Here is a 19,945-nt window from a genome sequence, read left to right on the forward strand (position 1 = left end):
GTTTGGAATTTCCAACAGTTGTCATGACCCGATGGCCTCCACTGCGGGCGTGCTGAGCCGTGCCCGCACCCTACGTCCTTGTTCGCCGGAGCTTTCACCGCTGTAGAACGGGGTGGATGCCACCAAGGCCGCGGCACCACGAGCCCAGCCTTCGTCGTCCCAGGACTCGACGATCACGGGAACGCTCCTTCGGTCGGAGGTCAGCGCAGAACGGAATGCCTGCTCAAAACCTTCCTTCCAATGGCTCCAGGCCATGGTGCCCTCACCGCTGACAATCACGATCTCCGGGTCAAGAACCTGTACTAGACCCGAAACGATCCGTCCCAGTGGCTGGCCCGCTTCGCTGAAAATGTCCTGTGCCATGGGGTTGCCCCTATCCGCTTCGGCTTGCAAGTCAGCCACCGTACCTGCGGGCTGAATCACGCCAGACCGGCGTGCCTGAGCGACGAGCGCCGCTTCACCTATCAATGCCTCGATGCAGCCACGGTTGCCGCAAGTGCACAGTGGTCCTCCCGTCACCGCAGCGATATGTCCGATTTCACCGGCACCGCCACGGCTCCCGCGGACAACTGTGCCTCCGGTCACAAATCCGGCACCGACGCCCTCACCGATGGTCACGACGAGAAAGTCAGCATGATCGCGACCGGGCCCGTAAAGCCGCTCGGCAACAGCGAGGGCGTTGACGTTGTTTTCGACCAACACCGGCACACCGAGCTCACGGCTCAGCATGGCCCCGAGAGGAACTTGCCGCCAACCAAGGAGGCTCGAATCGACCACGCCGCTTCCCTGGGCGTCGACGGAACCAGGCACGCCCACCCCAACGCCCAGAATTGGAACGACACCGCCGGAATCCCGGAACTCACGCACGAGTTCGACCAAGGCAGAGAGGAATGTGACCGAGGAGGCGTTGAACGGCCGGCTCTCGGCGCGCAACACCTGTCCCCCAAGCTCAGTTTCCACCAGAGCAACGTGGTCGTTGGCAACTTTCATGCCGATCACCCGCCCTGCCGAAGCCGCCAATCCCAGAAGGCGGGCAGGACGCCCGCCGTTGGATGGCGACATCGCCAACTCCCTCACGAGACCATCCGAGATGAGGTCTTTCACAAGCTGGGTCATGAGCGCCGGCGAGACCCCTAGCCCCCGCGCAAGGTCGGCGCGGGATGCGCCGCCAGAGGTGCCCAGGAATGCCAAGATCGCAGAGCGGGTAACGTCAGCGTTGCCACTCGGTCGCGACATGTGAACTCCTTTGTTTAGGACTAAATAAAGATTAGAACTATGTTGTAGGTCACGTCAAGAGATCAGTGAAAATCTGGAGCGTTCTGCGTGCCGCCGCGTCCAGGCCGTACGCCACGCCGTGCGCATCCGAGGTGAGGACGCCGCGGCCAAAGGCACCAAAAGTGCAGGAGGGTCGCCCGAAAAGGCACCAAAAGTGCAGGAGGATCGCCCCAAAAAGCACCAAAAGCGCAGGAGGATCGGGGGCGAGCTTGAACGCTCCCCCACGGCCGTCAGGAAGTGAGCAGTCCGTCCGCGACGATCTCGAGCATCGAGGCCGCTGCGTCGCCGGGAAGCTCGCTGTTGTCTACGACTGCGGCCACGCCGCCGACGAGACGGCTGATTTGCATCGCCTCAACCCCCGGACGCAGAGCCGAGTCCAACGCGTCGATCACTCGCTGGTTGGCACCGAGATAGGTCTGGCACTTCGCTGCAAACGGGGATCCTGGGTCGCCCAGCGCAGCGGTGATCCGCGCGGCGGCGCCTTTATGTTCTGTCAGCATCGCCGCATAGTCGGTCAACCACGTGACCAGCTGCTCCCGCGCCGGGGCGTCGAGGGTAAGCGCACGCTCGACGGCGGCGTTGACTTTCTCCGCCCATGCCTCGAGCACGGCGTCGTACAGCGACTCTTTGGTCGGGAAATGCCGGTAAAGCGTGCCAGGGCCTACCCCCGCCGCCTTGGCGACCTCGTCCATTGAAACGGATTCGAAGCCTTTGACGCGGAAGAGGGCACGTGCAACCTCCACGATTCGATCGCGGTTACGTTGAGCGTCGGCGCGCACGGAAACCAGCCTTCCAAATACATCCAAAACAAAACCGTTGCAAAACGGAGAGTGTCTCCGTATAGTACTAAACGGAGCATCGCTCCTATTAGTGTACGTCAGCCCCTCCGGCTAGAACAGGACACCTCCCATGACATCAACAACCGCCACACGCGCACCCGCCGGGATCGCCCGGAGAAGCGGTAATCCGCGCAGCCGCGCCGCTAGCATTGGCCTCTGGCTCGTCATGCTGGCCCAACTCATGCTTGTCCTCGACGCGACGGTCGTGAACGTCGCGCTCCCCCACATCGCCACGGACCTCCACTTCGATCGGGCCGAGCTCAGCTGGGTCTTGAACGGCTACGCCGTTGCTTTCGGCGGCCTCTTGCTGCTCGGCGGACGGATTGGAGACGTCTTCGGCCGTCGCCGCACCTTCCTCCTTGGCGTTGCAGCCTTCACGCTCTTCTCACTGCTCGGCGGGCTGGCCACCTCCCCGCTTCTCCTTGTCATTGCACGCGCGCTCCAGGGCCTCGGCGCCGCGTTCGCCGCGCCGAGCGTGCTCGCGCTCATCACCACGAGCGCACGGGACGACGGCGCGCGGAACCGAGCGCTCGCATTGTTCTCCGCCATTGCCTCGATGGGTGGCGCGCTCGGGCTCATCCTCGGGGGCTTGCTCACCGACACCACCAGCTGGCGGTGGACCCTCTTCATTAACGTGCCCATCGGCGTCGTGGTCCTCATTGCGGTGCCGCGCCTCGTCGCCGAAACTCCCCGCAGGCCTGGTCGTTTCGACATCCTCGGAGCGGTGACCGCCACGGGCGGCGCCGTCGCCATTGTCTGGGCCCTTATTCAAGCGGGCGACGTCGGCTGGTCCAGCCCGCGCACTATCGGCGGCCTCGTTGTCGGTGCGGCGCTGATCGCAGTGCTTGCCGTCACCGAACGCCGCGTCGCGCATCCGCTGCTCCGCCCCCAGCTGCTGCGCAGCCCCAGCCGCGTGGCCGCGCTGGCCGCGATGGCGGCGACCTACGGCGGGATGCTGGCGATGTTCTTCCTCATGGTCCAGTACCTCGAAGACGATCTGCATCTCACGCCCATGGTGACCGGGTTGGCGTTCCTGCCGATGCCGCTAAGCATCTTCGCGATGTCGAGGATCGTCCCGCGACTGCTTGAGCGGGTAGGTGCGGTCCGCCTGGTCATCTTTGGCACCGCCCTTCGGGTTGTTGCTTTCTTGCCGCTGACGCAGCTCAACGCGAACACTCCCTTCGCCCTTGTTGTACTGGCCCTTCTGGGTACCGGAATTTCTGCCGGCCTGACGTTCATGCCGCTCACGACTCTCGCGCTTCGCAACGTCCAACCCGAGCACGCGGGATCCGCCTCCGGGCTATTCCAGACAATGCAGCAACTTGGTGGCGCCATCGGCCTGGCCATCGTGGCTTCGACCTACGCGGCCTTCGCCATCCCCGGCGACTTCCTGATCGGCGGGCGTGCCGGGTTCTGGTCCGCAACCGTTCTCTCCGCGCTCGCGCTGGCGGCCGTCGTCGGACTGGTCTTCAAACCCCGGACGGTGGCTGAGTCAGCAATCAGCGCTTCCTCGCCGGAGGCATGACGTGGCAGACTTCGTCCCTAACCGCCCGAGTGCTTCAGGCCTTTGGCGTACGCCGCCTGCCCCACGTGCTGAAGGCAATCGGCAATAGTGCTGACCAGCCGCACCCCTAGAGTGACGGGCGGGTTCCAACGGGTGTCCACGATGCGATCGAGGTCCCCATCGCCGAGGGTGTCCAGGAACCCGACCGTCTGCCGGTGAACGGCGTCGTAGTATTCGAGCAACAGCTGCGGAGAGGCCTGCACCGCGTCGACCTTATCGCTCGAGTGGCCGTAGCCGGTATCGCGTTGGGGCAGTGGCAGGTTGAAACGGCCGGCAAACTCCTGCGAGGTCCAGACCTGTACCAGGCCGGCAGCGGAAGCGAGCTGCGCGTCCTCTACCCGGCTGAGGTGCCAGATCAACCACGCAATCGAGTTTCCCCTTCCTGCGGGGCGGCGGAGCAAGGATTCGTCGTCGAGCCCCTCAAGAGTGACCTCAACGATGTCACGGATCCTGCCAAAGGCATCCAGCAGCAGTTCGTTGGATTTCATGGAGTCCCCTCACTGTGCGTTCTCGGTGAGCCCCATGCTTCCATGATCTGCCGGCGCTCGCTATCGCGGCGACGGCCACGATCGTTAGAGCGGTGGTGCAGCCGTGACGGATCAGAGGCGGTCCGCGCGTCCTTGCAGGTAGCGGCGTTCCGGTGAACTCAGCGTCGCGCGGGCCGCCGCCTGGTAAGCCTTCCGGGCGGCACGAAAATCTCCCGACAACTCCAGGAGGTGTGCTCGCACCGAGGTCAGGCGATAGTGCCCGGCGATTATCGGTTCCTTCTCGAGTCGGTCGAGCAGCCTGAGCGCCGCTTCGGGGCCATCGACCATCGCCAGTGCGACGGCACGGTTCAAGGTCACCATCGGGTTGGACACCATGTGATCGAGGAGGCTGTAGAGCTGGAGGATCTCCTCCCAATCGGTGGTCTCGGTCGAGGACGAATCGGCATGGATGGCCGCGATCGCCGCCTGAATCAGGTATGGGCCTGCCGTCGAAGACTTCAATGCGGGGATCAAGAGTTCCTTGGCCTCCGTGATGGCCTGCCGGTTCCACAGGGAGCGATCCTGTTCATCGAGGGGGACCAAGTCGCCGTCGGGCGTGGTTCGCGCGGGTCGTCTCGCGTCCGTCAGAAGCATCAGGCAGAGCATTCCGATGCTTTCGCCGTCGCCCGGCTGAAGTCGCACGAGTTGCCTTGTGAGCCGGATCGCCTCGGCCGAGAGATCCACCCGCGTCAACTCGTTACCGGCAGCCGCGGTGTATCCCTCGTTGAACATCAAATAGAGAACCCGCTTCACGGCATCGGAACGCTCCTGCCTCTGTGTGGGAGAGAGCCGTCCGAACGCCGCGCCGACCGCTTTGATGGTTTGCTTCGCCCGGCTGATGCGTTGAGCCATAGTCGATTCCGGCACGAGGTAGGCAACGCTATCTCGCCGGTGGTCAGGCCACCTACTGCGCGCAAGGTCAACGCGATTTGAGATGAAGCGGTCAACGCGTCATGACAACACAGGAACAACAGGTCCAGGGTGTCGTCTTGGTTTGCTGCCGCCTCGTTGACCCCTTCGACTGCCGCGGGATCGTCCCTGACGTACTCCTCTTCCCTGCTCCGACGCGCAGCCTCACTCCGCACCACGTCGATAAGCCGGTTGGAGGCAACCGTGTACAACCAAGCAGCGGGGTTGTCCGGGACGCCCTGTTCCGGCCATATGGTCACAGCTTTGATCAGGGCGTCCTGCACCGCGTCCTCAGCGGTGTCGAATTGGTGGTATCGGCGGATCAACCGCCCGAGAACCTGCGGCGCAAGCTCGCGCAGCAGGCCCTCCACCGGGGTTGGCGTGCTCAGAAATCGGCCGCCTTCGAGAACATGATCGGCCGGACCTCGATGGCCAGGCCGTCGATCTTCGCGTCGGGGATCAACTTGGCCAGCTCGAGCGCGCGCTCCTTCGAGTCGACATCGACAAGGTAGAACCCACCCAAAAACTCCTTTGCTTCCAGGAAGGGGCCGTCGTGGATTTCCGGTACCCCACCCGAACTGCGAACAACGCTGCTTTTCGAAGGGTCGCCGAGCGCCTGGGTCAGAATGAACTCGCCGGATGCCGTGATCTCATCAATGAAGGCACCGTGGCCTTTCCCGATCTCCTCGCTCTGGCTGGCAGACAGCGACGCCAATACATCAGGATCGACCTGCATCATCAGGAGGTACTTCATGGTTTCCTCGTTTCATTAATCGCTGGTTCATCGTGCCGGAGAGGCGCGATCACCAAAGAGACGTAACGGAGCGCGGGACTTCGACACCACCCTACAGATTCTTCTGTCTCACCTGGTTTCTTTCTGTCTCACATGGCGAACCGCAGGCATAAACTACAAGCAGAACGCCTCTTCCGACGCCGGGGAGCTCATCATCATCATGGACACTGAATTCGCCGATGTCATTGGTCATGACGTCACCACCATCACGTGCTTGTGCGGTAACACCGTGAGCAAAGAGGGACTGATTCAGGCCAACTCAAACGGCATGCCCGTTCATATAGGTGGAAGCACCCCTGTCCCCGCCGGCCTGGCCGCATGGCCCGAAGATGAGGATCTCTACACCCTGTGTCCGTCATGCGGCCGGGTTTACCATGACACGGTCATTGAAGCGACAGGAACCGCGCCCGTGGCCTTCCAGGTCGACGTCACCACTGGCCCGATCGCCGAGGCGATCCGGATCCATTGGGACCTCAGCACCTAGTCCGCGGGGTTCGGCTTGTCCCACAGCCTTCGGCTTGTCCCACAGAGTTTGGTCGACCGGAATCGCGAGGCAACAATCGCGAGAGGGCTAATAATGTCCGACCCTCCTGACAGGGTTGGTTCATGGAAGGCATCGGTCAATTGGTGGCACGTCGGGCAGCCTCGCCCGATGGTGGGATGGCAGGGCTGGGACGTCTTTCCCGGCGCCTGAAGCCCGTCGCTGCCAGCCACGCCGGGCGTCAAAACCGGGCCACGGCCGTGCCGCCGCCCTCAAATGGCCTTGATCAGGCGGTGGCCGCTGTGGATGCGCTGCGTTCAGCCGCTGTCTCCGAGGCCCGCTTGTTTGGTTTCGCCGATGCCGCTGATTTCGCCGGCAAGGTCGAAGAGATCTCACGGACGGTGGAGTTTTTGCAGATCGTAGCAGCCGAGGCCGTGGAGCGGACGCGGCACGAAGCCCGGGCGGCACGGCAGTCATCCTCGACGCCCGCGTGGAGGACCGGCTGGACCGAGCCCACTGCAACCGACCCGGACGTCGCGGAAGTGCCGGGCGTCCCGGTGCCGGCACCGGCCGTATCCAGCCTCACGGCGGCAGCCGACGCGGTCGACGACGGTTACCGGAACGCGGCCGAATTCCTCCGGGCCAGCCTGCGGATCGGTATCGGCGAGGCGAGGCGCCGGCTTGCGCTGGCCGCCGGCACGCTCCCGCAGGCAGGAATCACCGGGCAGCACGTACCCGCACACCACCAGGTCCTCGCCGCCGCCCTCTCCTCCGCAGCCGTGCCCTCCCGTTCGGCCACGGTGATCAGCGCGGCCCTGGATCAGGTACGACACCTCGCCGACGAGGAAACAGCCCTGAAGATGGAACAGTCACTGACCAACACCGCGGCGCAGAGCGATCCCGATTTCGTGTCCCGGATGGCGAAGCGCTGGGTGGACGCCATCGACCAGGACGGATTCGAACCCAGCGAGGAGGAACTGCTCCAACGCCAAGGAGCATTCATCCGCAAACCCCGCCGCGGCCTGCACCACCTGGAAATCTTCGCCACCGCGGAACAATTCGAGACTCTCGCCACCGTCATGAACACCGCCACCAACCCGCGCTTGCGCCACGACACCGACGGACCACACGAGACGGATTCAGGCGACAACACCGGCGGCGGCTCCGCAGGGTTTTCGGAGCACGACGCCGTCGCCCGCCCGCCGCTGGACCGCCGCCCGCTGCTGGACCGCCGCTCGCTGCTGGATCGCCGCTCGCGCCCGCAGAAGCTGCTTGACGGGCTCATCGGGGCCTGCGCCGTGGCCCTGTCCACCGGTGACCTGCCGGCCACGGGTGGACTCCGGCCGCAGGTGATGGTGACCATCGACTACCGCGAGCTGCTCGAGCGCGTCGAACAGCAAACCACGGCTCCCGCAACCCCCGGTCCGGGCACCGGCGCGGCCACGTTCCAGGGCCCGATCCACCCCTCCGTCATCCGCAAAATCGCCTGCGACGCGGACATCATCCCCGTCCTGCTCGGCAGCGACAGCCGTATCCTGGACATCGGCCGCTCCACCAGGGTGTTCCCGCCCCACATCCGCAAAGCCATCACCGCCCGAGACCAAGGCTGCGCCTTCCCCGACTGCACCATCCCCGCACCGTGGTGCGAAGCCCACCACATCACCTACTGGTCCCATGGAGGCACCACCGGAACCGACAACGGCACGCTCCTGTGCAGCCACCATCACCACCTCATCCACCAAGAACGCTGGACCATCACCATGGACACCGGCGTGGCATGGTTCAAACCCCCATCCCATGTCGATCCCCGCCAAACACCCCGACGCAACCAGCACTTCAGACCCACCAGGACATGAACCCGCCCGGACATGAGCCTGCAGCGACGAAACGCGCATGGACGCGAACTAGTTCGCCGCGCCTTTCGGCCCTCGAACCATTGACATGTGACTAAATGGTCACCTATCCTGAATCCATGGACGCCGTCTTCAAGGCACTCTCCGACCCCACCCGCAGGGACCTGCTCGATGAGCTCTTCCGCGAGGACGGGCAGACGCTGAGCGCGCTTGAAGGACGGTTCGATATGACCCGTTTCGGGATCATGAAGCACCTCAAGATTCTTGAGGAGGCCGGGCTGGTTGTGACCCGCCGTCGTGGTCGCGAAAAGCTCCATTTCCTGAATCCGGTACCCATCAGGCTCGTCCACGACCGCTGGGTGAGCAAATATGCAGAACCATGGGCCGCTGCGTTGAGCGACCTCAAAACCAGATTGGAAAGTCCTGTGGAAAAGATCTTCGAAATCTACATCAAGACCACTCCTGAACGGCTGTGGGAAGCCATCACGGACAGCGACATCCGCAGCAAGTACCAGTTCGGAAACACCCACACCGCGGACTGGACACCGGGCGGCCACTACGAGATGCATAATCCCAAGGCTAATGGAATGGTCCTCGGCGAGGGCGAAAACGTGGAGGTCGATCCCCCACGCCGGCTCGTGCAGACCATGCGTGCACTGTGGGGCGAGGACGTAAAGGCCGAGGGCACCTCGCGCGTCACCTGGGAGATCGAACCGGTGGGCGATTCCTGCCACCTGACCGTCACCCACAGCGATCTGCGCGAAGGCGGCAACGACCAGATCTACGGCGGTTGGCCGATGATCCTCTCCGGCCTGAAGACCTGGCTGGAGACCGGCGATGTCCTCACCACGCCGGGCTCGCTCATGTACTTGTGAAGAGCCGACGACGGCGCGTGCCTCCGGCGGTCAGCGTCCGCCAAGGTCGAATGGCACTTCTTCGGAGCTTACGACGGCGAGATATCCCCCGGAAGCGAGCGTGGTGGGGAAGGTGATGGATCGTTTGGTCTTCGATTCGGACGTGGCGATCTGACTGATGACACCTTCGCCGCCTCTGGATACAAAGACCGTTTCCCCGTCTTTCGTGGCGGCGACAAAGCGGGTTTCGGCCGCCTTGCTGTCTTGTCCGGGCTTGGGTCCCGCCTTCAGGGGTTCAAGGGCAATTGCAGCCTTCCCGCCGTCGTAAAGCCCGGTTTCCTCATTGCGGTCAATCAAGATCAAGTTGTCGCCCCCGGCTTGAGTGAGCACGACGGCTGCGAAACGTGAACTCACTGCCGCCCTTGTTGCGATTCCCGCACCCAGCGGCACGGACGCAATCTTTCCCTGCGTCATGGAGCCGGACATCAAGAAAGCAGGAATGCTGTTCCAGGCCGCGCCCTTCTCGACCCGCGCGGCCTGGGCCCCCACGAAAGTGGTGCCGTCAGGCGCCATTCGCGGACGGTAACTCTGCCCGATTCCTGCCTGGTAGTCGGCCGAGACCGGCGTCCCGAATCCGTCCTTGGTGACGGGAACAGTTTCGACTCCGGCGTTCAAGGTAGATCCAATGGAATCGCCGGCATTGCTCATGACGGGTCCGTGGGGGTAGGCACCCAAGACCGTGGAACTATGGGGCGCGGGAGCGGCATTCCCGGAGGAGATGTCAGTGACAAGATAGGCATCGAGTTTCCCGCCGGAGGAGACGACGAGCCTCAGGGGATCGCCCGCGAGGAAGGTATGCATTTCCTCGGTGCCGGCCTTGCCCGTGGTGGCCAGGGTTACCTCGTTCGTGTGCAGCGAGACGGTCCACAGGCCGTTGTTTTCGAGGTCGACGAGAGTCACTTGCTGCTCGGTCGAGCCATCGAAGTCGGAACCGACAGCCACGTACCGCTTGGTCGCGTCGGTGGTTATCCATCCGGCGCGCTCCCATTTTCCTTTTGGATCAGGAATGTTGAAACTGCGCTCAATCTTCGGCTTGCCTTGCTTATCGATTTCAAGGATGTCGAGGCTCGGCTTCGACTCGTCGACGAAGGCCACCCTCCCGCGACCAAGCTGGATCGTGCCAGCATGAACACCGAGCTCTACGCCTCCGATTGAGCCTGTCGGATTCCCGTCGGACACGTCGTTGACGTAAAGCGTGCGCTCCTTGGGATCAGCAGTGAGGAGCCACTGACGATTCGCCGTCGCGTCAGGGCTCGAAGGAATCGACGGGGATCCTCCGGCCGCGCAACCTCCTAGAAGGAGGGTCATTGGAAGCAATATTGAAAGCGCTAGGCGGGGAACAGGCATGGGACTCCAATTGAGAAGGATCAGGGAGTCCGAGCCTATCAATAATCATTCTCATTAAGAATTGCAGGGCCCGTCAGCGGTTCTCCTCCCCTGCGCGGCCGGCCGCTGTTAGGCCCTGGCGGCCGGAACGAGCGCCGTCTTGAGATACTCCAGGTGCGCAGGCGTCGGGGCAGCCGTGTTCGCCGCATATTCCGGGTGCTTGGTGAGAAACTTCTTGATGAAGGGACACACGGGCACAATGCGCAGCCCCTCACTCACCGTTTCATTCAGGGCCACTTCGGCGAGCCGTCCGGCGAGCCCTTGTCCCCCGTACTCCTCATTGATCACGGTGTGGTAGAAAATCCGCTGCGGCGACCCGCCGTCGTCGTGCGTTTTGTACGCCGCCTTGCCGATAACACGTCCGTCAGCGAGCACTTCAAAGCGCTCGCGGTCAACGTTGTGGCGGATGGTGACATCAGTCATCGCTAGCTCCTTGGTTGAGGCCTTTGACATACCCTAACCTCGAAGCCGGGACGCTTTGTTCCCGGCGGCAGGCTTGTCCAGGCGGCCATCCACCAACCGGATGTGGTACCGAAGGCGCCTAGCTCCCTGCTCTCTCCAGCAATCCCGAATTGTTCCGTGACCACAAGTTGTTCTGCGCGTCCCGGAACGCGAGATGCGTTACGCACCAGTTCTCTTTGCGGGTGATCGGCCGGGTAAAGCCGGCCAGGGCGCTCGTATGCTCCGCCAGCGCCCAGCCGCTGCGGTCCTTGTGCGACTCGACGAAATACTGCCCGGGCGGGAGCAGCCTTAGAGTCAGTGGCCGGAGTTTGCCTGGGACGTCCTGCGCTTCCAGAACAACGTCAAAGATCGGCGTAGTCGAGCCATTGTTCACCACCACCCCGTAGGCCAAGGCCGATCCCTTTGCGTCAAGGTGGACCGCGCTCCAAGCCGCTACTCTGCCGGCTTGGGCCTTGAGCTTGTCCTCGTCAGCTTTGACGTCCCTGTCTCGTTCAATCTTGTGAACGCGGGCCGCAGTTAAAGCGGCCCACGCGGCCGCAACCAAGGCAAACAAACTGCAAAACGCCGAAATCCATTCAGGCATACGTATCCCCCTACGTGTAACAAATCCACGAGGAAGATTAGGGACTGGCGTGCTGCTTGTCGAGTCAAGTGGCGGGCGTTACACGCGAAAGCGGCTTCGCACGTCCAAGTTTCCTCCAAGTCCAAAGTTGGACTTGGAGGAAACTTGGAAAGCAGTTACGCCGTGACGATGTCGCGCGTGGCGTGATCGTACGTGAAGGTGACCTTGCCGCCGTCGTGCTTTAGCTCGTGGTTGGCGCCGTCACGCACGCCGAACGCGCCATAGTTCTCGTCCCACGAGCGGTTCAGCGCAATCTTGTAGGTGTAGAAACCGGCGGGCAGCGTTGCGGCGAGGGTCCAGACCTTGCGGCGTGCATTGAACTTCATCTGCACCTCGTCGTACTGCGGGGCCCAATCTTCCGCGGCACCAAGGATCGTGTTGAAGTCGCCAGCGATCGCGACGGCGGACGGCTGCTCGAGCTTCTCGACGGCGGCACGCGCTTTGGGTGCGGCAGCTTTCTTGGGAGCCGCCTTGGCAACCGGGATCTTTTCAGCCGCGGGGGCTTTCTTGGCCGCCGGCTTCCTGGCGGGAGCCTTCTTAACGGGGGCTGCCGGGAGCGGCGTATCCGCCGGGACAGGGGTTCCCTCAGCTAGGGCCGTGACGAACTCATCCGGCTTGGCGAAAGCGACCGTGGCACGAAGCCCGTCGTCGGTGATGGTCCAGCCCGAGCGGCCCTTGACCAGCCAGCCGGCCTTGACCAGCTTCGCGGTCTCGGACGTCAGGCTCTTGTGACCGCGTGGAATGCCTCCGCTGAGGAGCTCACTTTCGCGCTCATCCAGCGGGACACGGACAATCGCCTCTGCCAGGATCTCGCCGGCATTCAACGACTTCTCGGACCACGTTCCCTCAGCCAAGACGTCCAGAACGGTCTTGAGACGGGCACTGCTTTTTTCGACGGTGGACTTGGCCACTGGGTCTCCTTCAACGGCGAACATTCCTTCAGCAGTCTGCCAATGTTCTGTAAATTCTGGCGACTGTTCTTGGTAAACACCGTGTGTCGTGACCCACTATTACGCCCAAACGGGAACAAGTGATGGAGGGGTCTCGGATACCGGTCAGTAGCCAACGGATTGGGTATGCTGGACGGCCTTCGGCACGATAGCGAACCAAAGACAGTTCTGGCCTTGATTCGTGTGATCGGACAAACTGGCCTCATGGCCACTGTGGATCTTCGGATTTCTGATTTGGCGCAAGATTCGATTGAACGCAGCCGTCCGCATTTGGATCCGGACAGGGTGCGTTACTACCGCGAGCATCTGGACGAAGCCACCCCGATTGTGGTGTTCGACGTCGACGGAGTCTTGCTGCTCGCCGACGGTCATCATCGGGTTGCAGCGGCAGAACTGCTGGGACGGTCAACCGTCCGGGCCGATGTCCGGAAAGGCCATCGACATGATGCCCTGAAATACGCAGTGGAACACGGCAAAAACCAGCGCGGACTTACCGATCAGCAAATCATCGAGGCAATCGCGCGGCGCGGCCAGCGGCCCGAGCGGACTAATTGACGGAAGCCTTCTCCCATTCCGAAACCTCGGCCAACAGTTCAGCCTTTCGTACCTCGTCCGCGAACGATGAACGCACCGAATTCGCCGCCAAGCGGGCCCGATCCCCAACGGACAGCCCGTGCACTGCGACGAGTTGCTCGAAGTTGTCGTCCACGTAGCCGCCGAAGTACGCAGGATCGTCCGAATTCACGCTGACATTCAGCCCAGCAGCCAGCATCGCTGGAAGTGGGTGATCCGCCAGGGTATCGACCGCCCGCAGCCGTACATTGGACAACGGGCACACGGTCAACGGAATCTGCTCGGCCACCAACCGCTCCACAAGCGCGGCGTCCTCCATGCAGCGGATGCCATGATCGATCCTCTCAGCGCCAAGCAAATCGAGGGCCTCGTAAACATAGGAAGCCGGCCCCTCCTCGCCGGCGTGGGCTATCCGTCGCAGTCCGGCCCCCGCCGCGCGGCGGTACAGTCGTTCGAACTTCGACGGCGGATTGCCCACCTCAGCGGAGTCCAAGCCGATGCCGGCAATTGGCGCGTTCATGGCAAGAAGCTGTTCCAGAACCTCCAGCGCAGATTCCTCGGACATGTCCCTCAGGAAGGCGGCAATCAGGAGCGTCGAGACGCCGAATTCCTCCACCGACGTCGTGAGCGCAGACGCTACACCATTTACGCACGTCTCCAACGCCACCCCTCGGGAGATGTGCGCCTGTGGATCCATCATGATCTCCACGTGCCGCACGCCACCGGTCGCTGCCCGGGCCAAATATGCCCGGGTCATGTCCGCGAAGTCTTGCTCGGTCCGCAGCACGGCCATATTGGCATAGTACAAATCCAGGAACGACTGCAGATCCGTGAACTCGTACCGCGCGCGCAGCTCGTCCAAATCCGCGTACGGAAGCTCAATCCCGTTTCGCGCCGCGAGAGCAAAAATCAGCTCGGGCTGAAGCGTCCCCTCGATGTGCAGATGCAGTTCGGCAACCGGGGGTGCCGCCGTCGTCGTCGTTTCGCCAAAAGTTTCCACCCGACAAGAGTAGGACGGATACCCAAGCAAGCAGCGGCAGGACGGCCCGCAAAGCGGAGTTCAGGGCAAGAATCGGTTGATCCAGCGCAAAAGGAATCCGAAGATGGGGTGGTGCTGCAACCGGCGCTTCATGACCGCGGCCCGAGCGCGGTCGACCGCACTGAGAACCGTCCGCCCAGGCCATTTCGCGGCCCGAGGCTCCCGGCGACGGGCCGCGCTCCGAAGGGAAACAGTGCATGAAAGGCACACGCCCGCCTCCGGGCGTGCTCCAAGCCGGATGATGCGGGCCTCCGGGTACTCGGTTCCACAGCACCAGCATGCAAAACCGTTCTGTCCGATTCTGACTTCAGACGACGCATCCATGGGACAAGTATCCCTGCCCGTGGCGATCATCAGGCCCCGTTAGCACCCCGAGGGGAAGACCACACCGCGCCAACTTGGTTCTGCGCCCTCCGGCCCTCAAACTGAAAGGATGCAGACCTTCCTCCCGTTCCCCGATTTCAAGCAAAGTGCTGCCGTCTTGGACACCGCCAGGCTTGGCAAGCAGCGTGTCGAAGCACTGCAGATCCTCCGCGCACTGGTGATCCCCGAGTTCGGCCGACCCTCCCACCCCGCTATCCGCATGTGGATGGGCTACGTCCCCGCACTCACCCTCTACGGCCTGGCCATGGTGGACGAATGGGTAGCGCGCGGCAACCCGGACAACACCCGCGCCAGCATCACCGAGTTCGCTCCCCAGGCGGCCCACCCGGACTATGCCTCCAAGATTCCGATGCCGCCGTGGCTCGGCGACGCCGATTTCCACTTGAGCCACCGCTCCAAGCTGCTCCAGAAAGAGCCCCGCTTCTACGCCGAGCTCTTTCCCGACACTCCGACGGATCTGGAGTACCTCTGGCCCGAGCCCAGCCACGAGTTCATTCCCGAAGACCCCTACGAGGACTTTGTCTGGGTGCTTCGCGCCCCCTTGGGCGACGTGGAACCCGAGAAGATCGACAAAGTGGGGATGCCCGCGGCAGGCAAGGCCAAGGCTGCCAACAGCGACGGCGACGGCTACCAATTCGTCTACGAGTCCGAGAAGTCCCGCCGCCCCGGCAAGACCGCCCGCAAGGCACCCAAACAACTGGTGAAGAAGCCCACCCGCAACCGCCAGCGCCAAGACGATGCCTTCAGGACGCTTCCCGGGAACACCCCCGTCCTTGTCCCGGTGGAGGGCGGCGCCAAGTTCGCCCTGGGCAAGATCCACGGACGGCCGATCACCCTGGAAGACGGGCGTTTCGGCCGCAACTTCGAGGTCACCAAGATCATCGACCGCTCGGACTTCGACTACCCAGCACTGTTGCAGGATCCGCGGGCGTTCTTCCCGATTCCCGCGCCCTAACGGGTCGCTTTAAACGCGCACGACGGCGGCGCTCCGGTTCCTGATGAAAGGAACCGGAGCGCCGCCGTCGTTATCTGTTACTTGTTCTGCCGACTTACTTGTTCTCCCGACGGACCAGCGCCCGGATAACCAAAACCTCATACGCTACCAAGGCAACGATCCAAATGTAGTCGTACCAGCGAGCGTCGAATCGAACGAGCAACGCCAGTAGCCCGAGCGCCGCAACCAGCTGGGTTGTGATGATGGCCTGCCACGGCGTGGTTTTCATTTTATCCACGATATGTAGCCTCCTCACGCATCTTGAGGACCACCATAAGCGCATCGATGACGCGGCGGTTCAGAATAGGTGCTCCGACGTCCGTATTGAGTGTTGGTTGGCGGCAAATGAGTGCCGGCACCGCTTAACCCCTAGGGTCGCAAATCAGCGGCCCTCGGATTCATCAAGGTCCCCGCCTCGTCCCACCAGCGCTTCGTCAGGCTGCGGCTCGCCCCATTGCGCCCAATCCCCCGGTTCTACAGAGGGCCGCCCAAGGAGGTAGCCCTGCCCTGCGGTCATACCGAGCCTGGAGACGGCGGTCAGCTCCGCTTCGGTTTCGATCCCTTCGGCCACCAAGCCGGCTCCGATCTCCCGGGAGAACCCGACCATCGCAGCTCCCAAGGCGCGTTGGCCGGGGTCCGTGTCGATCCCGGCGATGATATCCCGGTCCAGTTTGATCAGCTCCGGCTTGAGCAAAAGTATGTGGCGCATGGACGCGAAGCCCGCTCCTGCATCATCTACGGCAATCCTCAGGCCGCTGTGCCGTAAGGGTGCAAGCGCAGCTGCGAGGGGGCCGTAATCAATAACCTGGTGCCGTTCCGTCACCTCAAGCACGATCCGCTCTGTCGAAATGCCGGAGTTCGCAAGAATGTCGGGAAGCCGTGCATCAAGGCATGCCCGGGGTGAAAGATTTATGGAAACAGACAACGTGGACGGCAGCCCGATCGCAGTCGCGAGTGCGGTCTCAAGGGCAAGGATCTCAAGATCAACGTCCAGCCCCACCGCCGCGGCCTCAACGAACCACGCCTCCGGCGAAAGGCCCGGAGAGTCCAGAAACCGGGTCAAGGCTTCGGTCCCAATGATTGAGCCTGTCTCCAGGGAGCATATGGGTTGGAAGGCTGTCAGCAAGGAACGCTCAGCCAGTACTTCTTCGATCCGGCTCTTGATCTCCCCGGCAGCAAGCGCGTCGGTCATACCGGGATCAAGGATCCTGCTGGTTCCTTCGAAACCATTGGGTCGCCCGGAAGCGTCGCTAAGTGACCTTCCCGATACGTCAACCAGGACCCTGCTGCCGTCCTTGCGGCGGCACACGGCGTGAAGTCCAGACCAGCCGGCATCTGCGTCCTGATTGGAATTTCTCAGCTCAAGGGCGTCGGCCAGATCATCAGGATCGATGATCAGACCGACATGTCTGCCCAGCAGTTCGGAAGGCTCGTATCCGGTCAGCTCCACGCATGCCGGGCTGGAGAAGGTGAAGCGTCCGTCGGGTCCTATGGCCCATAACCACTCCCGGCTGGTGGTCAGCACCGTATCCATCAGGCGTTTCGCCTGGGACGCCTGAGCCCGCTCCCGGAGCTGCTGCCGTACCAAGGAAAACGACGCATAAACCACGATAGGAACCACCAGCAAAGCAGTAACATCCGGAATCCAGACGGGCCAGCCGAAGGCGTCCCAAGGTTCCTCGCCGATGACGATGGGAAGGCCGACTGCCAACGCAACACCGGTCTCCATGACAATGATGACGAGCAGCCACCATTTGGGCATGGACGCCTGAATACTTCTCTCCGGCCTGCGCATTTGAATCATGCCTCCCCCTGGCACATAAACTAAGGATGCTGATCTTCTACATGATGCCACTCGTAGTTCGAGAATCAGCAGCCGTTCTTCGAATCATCGGGCCTCGGGCGTCGCGGCTACTTCCCCAGCCCGGCCCGGCGGAGCGCTTCCGCCATGGCCGTGGTGACCGGCGCCTTGAGCGCAGCCTTCGCCGGCGCCCCCTCTGCCGGAACCGCGTTGCGACCCGACGAACCCTGCCCAGCCTGCGGCACCGAACGCCGCTGGCCGCCGCCACGCTCGCCTCCACGCTCGCCGCGGTCACGTCCGCCGCCACGCGAACCGGAGCCGCCCGCGGTGCCGGGTTCGTCGTCGAGCCTTAGCGTGAGCGAAATCCGCTTCCGCTCCGGATCCGCCTCCAGGACCTTCACGCGCACTACCTGTCCGGATTTCACGATCTCGCGGGGATCGGACACGAACTTATTGGCAAGCGCGGACACGTGGACCAAGCCGTCTTGGTGCACGCCAACATCAATAAACGCGCCGAATGCCGCCACGTTGGTGACAGTACCCTCGAGGATCATGCCCGGCTTGAGGTCCGAGATCTTCTCGATGCCCTCGGAGAAGGTGGCCGCGGCGAAGGCAGGGCGGGGGTCGCGTCCGGGCTTTTCGAGCTCGGACATGATGTCGCGCACGGTGGGCAGGCCGAACGACCCATCCACGAACGCCTGCGGATCGAGCGAAGACACGGCAGCCCCGCGGGAAGCAGCCACGATCTTCCGGGCCACCGAATACGCCTCCGGGTGGACGCTGGACGCGTCGAGCGGTTCTGCTCCCCCGGTGATCCGCAAGAAGCCGGCACACTGTTCAAACGCCTTGGCACCGAGCCGCGGCACCTTCTTGAGGTCGGCTCGCTTGGCGAACGGACCGTTCTCGTTGCGGTACGCCACAATATTTTCGCTCAGGAGCGGTCCGACGCCAGCCACCCGCGCCAGCAGCGCGGGCGACGCCGTGTTCACGTCCACGCCCACCGCATTCACGCAGTCTTCGACGACGGCGTCCAGGGAACGGTCCAGCTTCGCCGCCGTGACATCGTGCTGGTACTGCCCCACACCGATCGACTTGGGCTCGATCTTGACCAGTTCCGCCAGCGGGTCCTGCAGGCGCCGAGCGATAGAAACAGCTCCGCGCAGCGACACGTCCATTCCCGGTAGTTCCGCAGCCGCGAGCGCAGACGCCGAGTACACGGAAGCACCGGCCTCGGACACCACGAGTTTCTGCAAAGTAGGACCGCCGGATGCTGCCAGCGCTTTGATGAGTTGAACGGCGAGCTTGTCCGTTTCGCGCGACGCCGTGCCGTTGCCGATCGCTACGAGCTCGACGCCGTGCTGCCGCGCCAGGCGCTCCAGCGTTACCAAGGCCTCGTCCCACTTCTTGGCCGGGGCATGCGGATAAACAGTATCGGTGGCCACGACTTTGCCAGTGCCATCGACGACGGCCACTTTCACACCCGTGCGCAATCCCGGGTCCAGGCCCAGGGTGGCACGGTTTCCAGCTGGCGCGGCGAGGAGCACGTCGCGGAGGTTGGCTGCGAAGACCCGGACGGCTTCGTCCTCGGCCTGTGCGAACATGCGGCTACGCAGATCGTTACTCAGGCGGTCCAGGATCCTCGAGCGCCATGCGATCTGTGCGGTCTGCACAAGCCAAGCATCGGCGGGCCGGCCACGCTCGGCGACCCCAAGGCACTTGGCCACAGCGTTCTCGTACCGGCCGCGCGCGGCGGCCAGGGCGTCGTCGTCGGCTGGTTCTGCCTCGGCGAGATCCAGCTCGAGGACGCCGTCGTTCTCGCCCCGCAAGAGCGCGAGCACGCGGTGGCCGGGCATGCCGGAAGGCACCTGAGAGAACTCGAAGTAGTCCTTGAACTTCTGCCCCTCGACTTCTTGGCCCTTCTTCACCCGCGAAACCATGCGGCCCTGCGTCCACAAGCGTTCGCGCAGCGTCTCGGCGAGGTCGGGGTCCTGGGAGACCCGCTCCACAAGGATCGAGCGCGCACCGGCGAGCGCCGCGGAGGCATCGTCGATGGAGTGCTCGGCGTTGAGGTACTTGGCGGCCTCGCGCTCAGGTTCGAGCTGCGGGTTCGCGAGAAGCGCGTCGGCGAGCGGCTCGAGGCCGGCTTCGCGGGCGATCTGCGCTTTGGTGCGGCGCTTGGATTTGAAGGGAAGGTAGATGTCTTCCAGCCGGGACTTGGTTTCCGCGCCGACGACGGCGGCCTCCAGTTCCGGAGTCAGCTTTCCTTGCGCGGCAATCGCCTCCAGGACCGTTCGACGCCGGTCCTCCAAGTCCCGCAGGTACCGGAGCCGTTCATCGAGCTCGCGCAACTGGGTGTCATCGAGCGTCCCGGTGGCCTCCTTGCGGTACCGGGCGATGAACGGGACGGTGGATCCGGCGTCGAGCAGTTCAACCGCGGCTTTGACCTGCCAGGACTTCACGCCGAGTTCTTGGGCGATCAGGGCGTGGATGGCGGCGTCTGCTGACTGGTGCTGTGGAAGATGAGTCACCCTGACATTTTGCCCTACCTAAAGACGGCGCGGAGTGCTGTAGTGGAAGAG

The 19,945-nt window shown here is 63.3% G+C and carries 20 protein-coding genes; 6 read left to right on the forward strand and 14 right to left on the reverse strand.

All coding sequences use genetic code 11. The annotated features are described in order from the left end of the window. Window positions 1–21: 21 nt before the first annotated feature. Together HNP00_RS07545 and HNP00_RS07550 are read right to left on the reverse strand one after the other, a co-directional pair. Window positions 22–1,236 (reverse strand): ROK family transcriptional regulator, encoded by a 1,215-nt coding sequence (locus HNP00_RS07545; RefSeq protein WP_184737583.1) that lies wholly within the window; start codon window positions 1,234–1,236, stop codon window positions 22–24. A 269-nt stretch (window positions 1,237–1,505) separates the two neighbouring features. After that, window positions 1,506–2,054: a TetR/AcrR family transcriptional regulator gene (locus HNP00_RS07550; protein ID WP_184737585.1), complete on the reverse strand. Its 549-nt coding sequence runs from the start codon at window positions 2,052–2,054 to the stop codon at window positions 1,506–1,508. Between the two features lie 130 nt (window positions 2,055–2,184). Between HNP00_RS07550 and HNP00_RS07555 the strand changes: the two genes are divergently transcribed. After that, window positions 2,185–3,639, forward strand: coding sequence for an MFS transporter (locus HNP00_RS07555; protein ID WP_184737587.1), 1,455 nt, complete (start codon window positions 2,185–2,187; stop codon window positions 3,637–3,639). A gap of 17 nt (window positions 3,640–3,656) precedes the next feature. Here the strand turns inward: HNP00_RS07555 and HNP00_RS07560 are convergent, their stop codons facing one another. The 4 genes from HNP00_RS07560 to HNP00_RS07570 form a co-directional block, all read right to left on the reverse strand. Further along, window positions 3,657–4,166: a mycothiol transferase gene (locus HNP00_RS07560; RefSeq protein ID WP_184737589.1), complete on the reverse strand. Its 510-nt coding sequence runs from the start codon at window positions 4,164–4,166 to the stop codon at window positions 3,657–3,659. Between the two features lie 111 nt (window positions 4,167–4,277). Then, the gene (locus tag HNP00_RS23180) at window positions 4,278–5,057 is read right to left on the reverse strand and encodes an RNA polymerase sigma factor (protein ID WP_260404877.1); all 780 of its coding nucleotides are present in this window, start codon (window positions 5,055–5,057) and stop codon (window positions 4,278–4,280) included. Beyond that, window positions 4,955–5,485, reverse strand: coding sequence for a sigma factor (locus HNP00_RS23185; protein WP_311770525.1), 531 nt, complete (start codon window positions 5,483–5,485; stop codon window positions 4,955–4,957). Before HNP00_RS23185 ends, HNP00_RS23180 begins: the two co-directional genes overlap by 103 nt. A gap of 14 nt (window positions 5,486–5,499) precedes the next feature. Beyond that, a complete protein-coding gene (locus tag HNP00_RS07570) occupies window positions 5,500–5,868 on the reverse strand; it encodes a YciI family protein (RefSeq protein ID WP_184737591.1) in 369 nt (122 codons plus the stop codon). A 199-nt stretch (window positions 5,869–6,067) separates the two neighbouring features. On the opposite strand from HNP00_RS07570, the gene HNP00_RS07575 reads away from it, so the two are divergent. From HNP00_RS07575 to HNP00_RS07585, 3 genes are all read left to right on the forward strand, one after another. Continuing rightward, a complete protein-coding gene (locus HNP00_RS07575; protein WP_184737593.1) occupies window positions 6,068–6,391 on the forward strand; it encodes a hypothetical protein in 324 nt (107 codons plus the stop codon). A gap of 122 nt (window positions 6,392–6,513) precedes the next feature. Next, window positions 6,514–8,244, forward strand: a complete 1,731-nt coding sequence (locus tag HNP00_RS07580; protein WP_184737595.1) for an HNH endonuclease signature motif containing protein — start codon at window positions 6,514–6,516, stop codon at window positions 8,242–8,244. 116 nt (window positions 8,245–8,360) lie between these two features. Continuing rightward, the gene (locus tag HNP00_RS07585; RefSeq protein WP_184738152.1) at window positions 8,361–9,116 is read left to right on the forward strand and encodes an SRPBCC domain-containing protein; all 756 of its coding nucleotides are present in this window, start codon (window positions 8,361–8,363) and stop codon (window positions 9,114–9,116) included. Window positions 9,117–9,146: 30 nt separating this feature from the next. Here the strand turns inward: HNP00_RS07585 and HNP00_RS07590 are convergent, their stop codons facing one another. The 4 genes from HNP00_RS07590 to HNP00_RS07605 form a co-directional block, all read right to left on the reverse strand. Continuing rightward, window positions 9,147–10,463, reverse strand: a complete 1,317-nt coding sequence (locus HNP00_RS07590) for a hypothetical protein (RefSeq protein ID WP_260404838.1) — start codon at window positions 10,461–10,463, stop codon at window positions 9,147–9,149. A 147-nt stretch (window positions 10,464–10,610) separates the two neighbouring features. After that, on the reverse strand, window positions 10,611–10,964 hold the full coding sequence (locus HNP00_RS07595; RefSeq protein WP_184737599.1) for a GNAT family N-acetyltransferase: 354 nt from the start codon (window positions 10,962–10,964) through the stop codon (window positions 10,611–10,613). Between the two features lie 118 nt (window positions 10,965–11,082). Further along, entirely contained in the window at window positions 11,083–11,586 is a 504-nt protein-coding gene (locus HNP00_RS07600; RefSeq protein WP_184737601.1) for a hypothetical protein, read from the reverse strand. A 155-nt stretch (window positions 11,587–11,741) separates the two neighbouring features. Continuing rightward, the gene (locus tag HNP00_RS07605; RefSeq protein ID WP_184737603.1) at window positions 11,742–12,536 is read right to left on the reverse strand and encodes a glycosidase; all 795 of its coding nucleotides are present in this window, start codon (window positions 12,534–12,536) and stop codon (window positions 11,742–11,744) included. A gap of 243 nt (window positions 12,537–12,779) precedes the next feature. Here HNP00_RS07605 and HNP00_RS07610 point away from each other — a divergent pair, with 243 nt between their 5' ends. Continuing rightward, window positions 12,780–13,130, forward strand: a complete 351-nt coding sequence (locus HNP00_RS07610) for a ParB N-terminal domain-containing protein (protein ID WP_221451315.1) — start codon at window positions 12,780–12,782, stop codon at window positions 13,128–13,130. Here the strand turns inward: HNP00_RS07610 and HNP00_RS07615 are convergent. Next, window positions 13,123–14,148, reverse strand: a complete 1,026-nt coding sequence (locus HNP00_RS07615; protein WP_184737607.1) for an adenosine deaminase — start codon at window positions 14,146–14,148, stop codon at window positions 13,123–13,125. The two genes, HNP00_RS07610 and HNP00_RS07615, sit on opposite strands and share 8 nt — an antisense overlap. A 472-nt stretch (window positions 14,149–14,620) precedes the next feature. On the opposite strand from HNP00_RS07615, the gene HNP00_RS07620 reads away from it, so the two are divergent. Next, entirely contained in the window at window positions 14,621–15,526 is a 906-nt protein-coding gene (locus tag HNP00_RS07620) for an MSMEG_6728 family protein (protein WP_184737609.1), read from the forward strand. Window positions 15,527–15,620: 94 nt separating this feature from the next. On the opposite strand, the gene HNP00_RS07625 is transcribed toward HNP00_RS07620, so the two are convergent. From HNP00_RS07625 to HNP00_RS07635, 3 genes are all read right to left on the reverse strand, one after another. After that, the gene (locus tag HNP00_RS07625; RefSeq protein WP_184737611.1) at window positions 15,621–15,803 is read right to left on the reverse strand and encodes a hypothetical protein; all 183 of its coding nucleotides are present in this window, start codon (window positions 15,801–15,803) and stop codon (window positions 15,621–15,623) included. A 144-nt stretch (window positions 15,804–15,947) separates the two neighbouring features. Continuing rightward, entirely contained in the window at window positions 15,948–17,327 is a 1,380-nt protein-coding gene (locus tag HNP00_RS07630; protein ID WP_184737613.1) for an EAL domain-containing protein, read from the reverse strand. A 149-nt stretch (window positions 17,328–17,476) separates the two neighbouring features. After that, window positions 17,477–19,894 (reverse strand): Tex family protein, encoded by a 2,418-nt coding sequence (locus tag HNP00_RS07635; RefSeq protein ID WP_184737615.1) that lies wholly within the window; start codon window positions 19,892–19,894, stop codon window positions 17,477–17,479. Window positions 19,895–19,945: the final 51 nt, after the last annotated feature.

Origin of the sequence: Arthrobacter sp. AZCC_0090 (assembly GCF_014207375.1) — a bacterium.
In the GTDB taxonomy this organism is placed as follows: Bacteria; Actinomycetota; Actinomycetes; order Actinomycetales; family Micrococcaceae; genus Arthrobacter.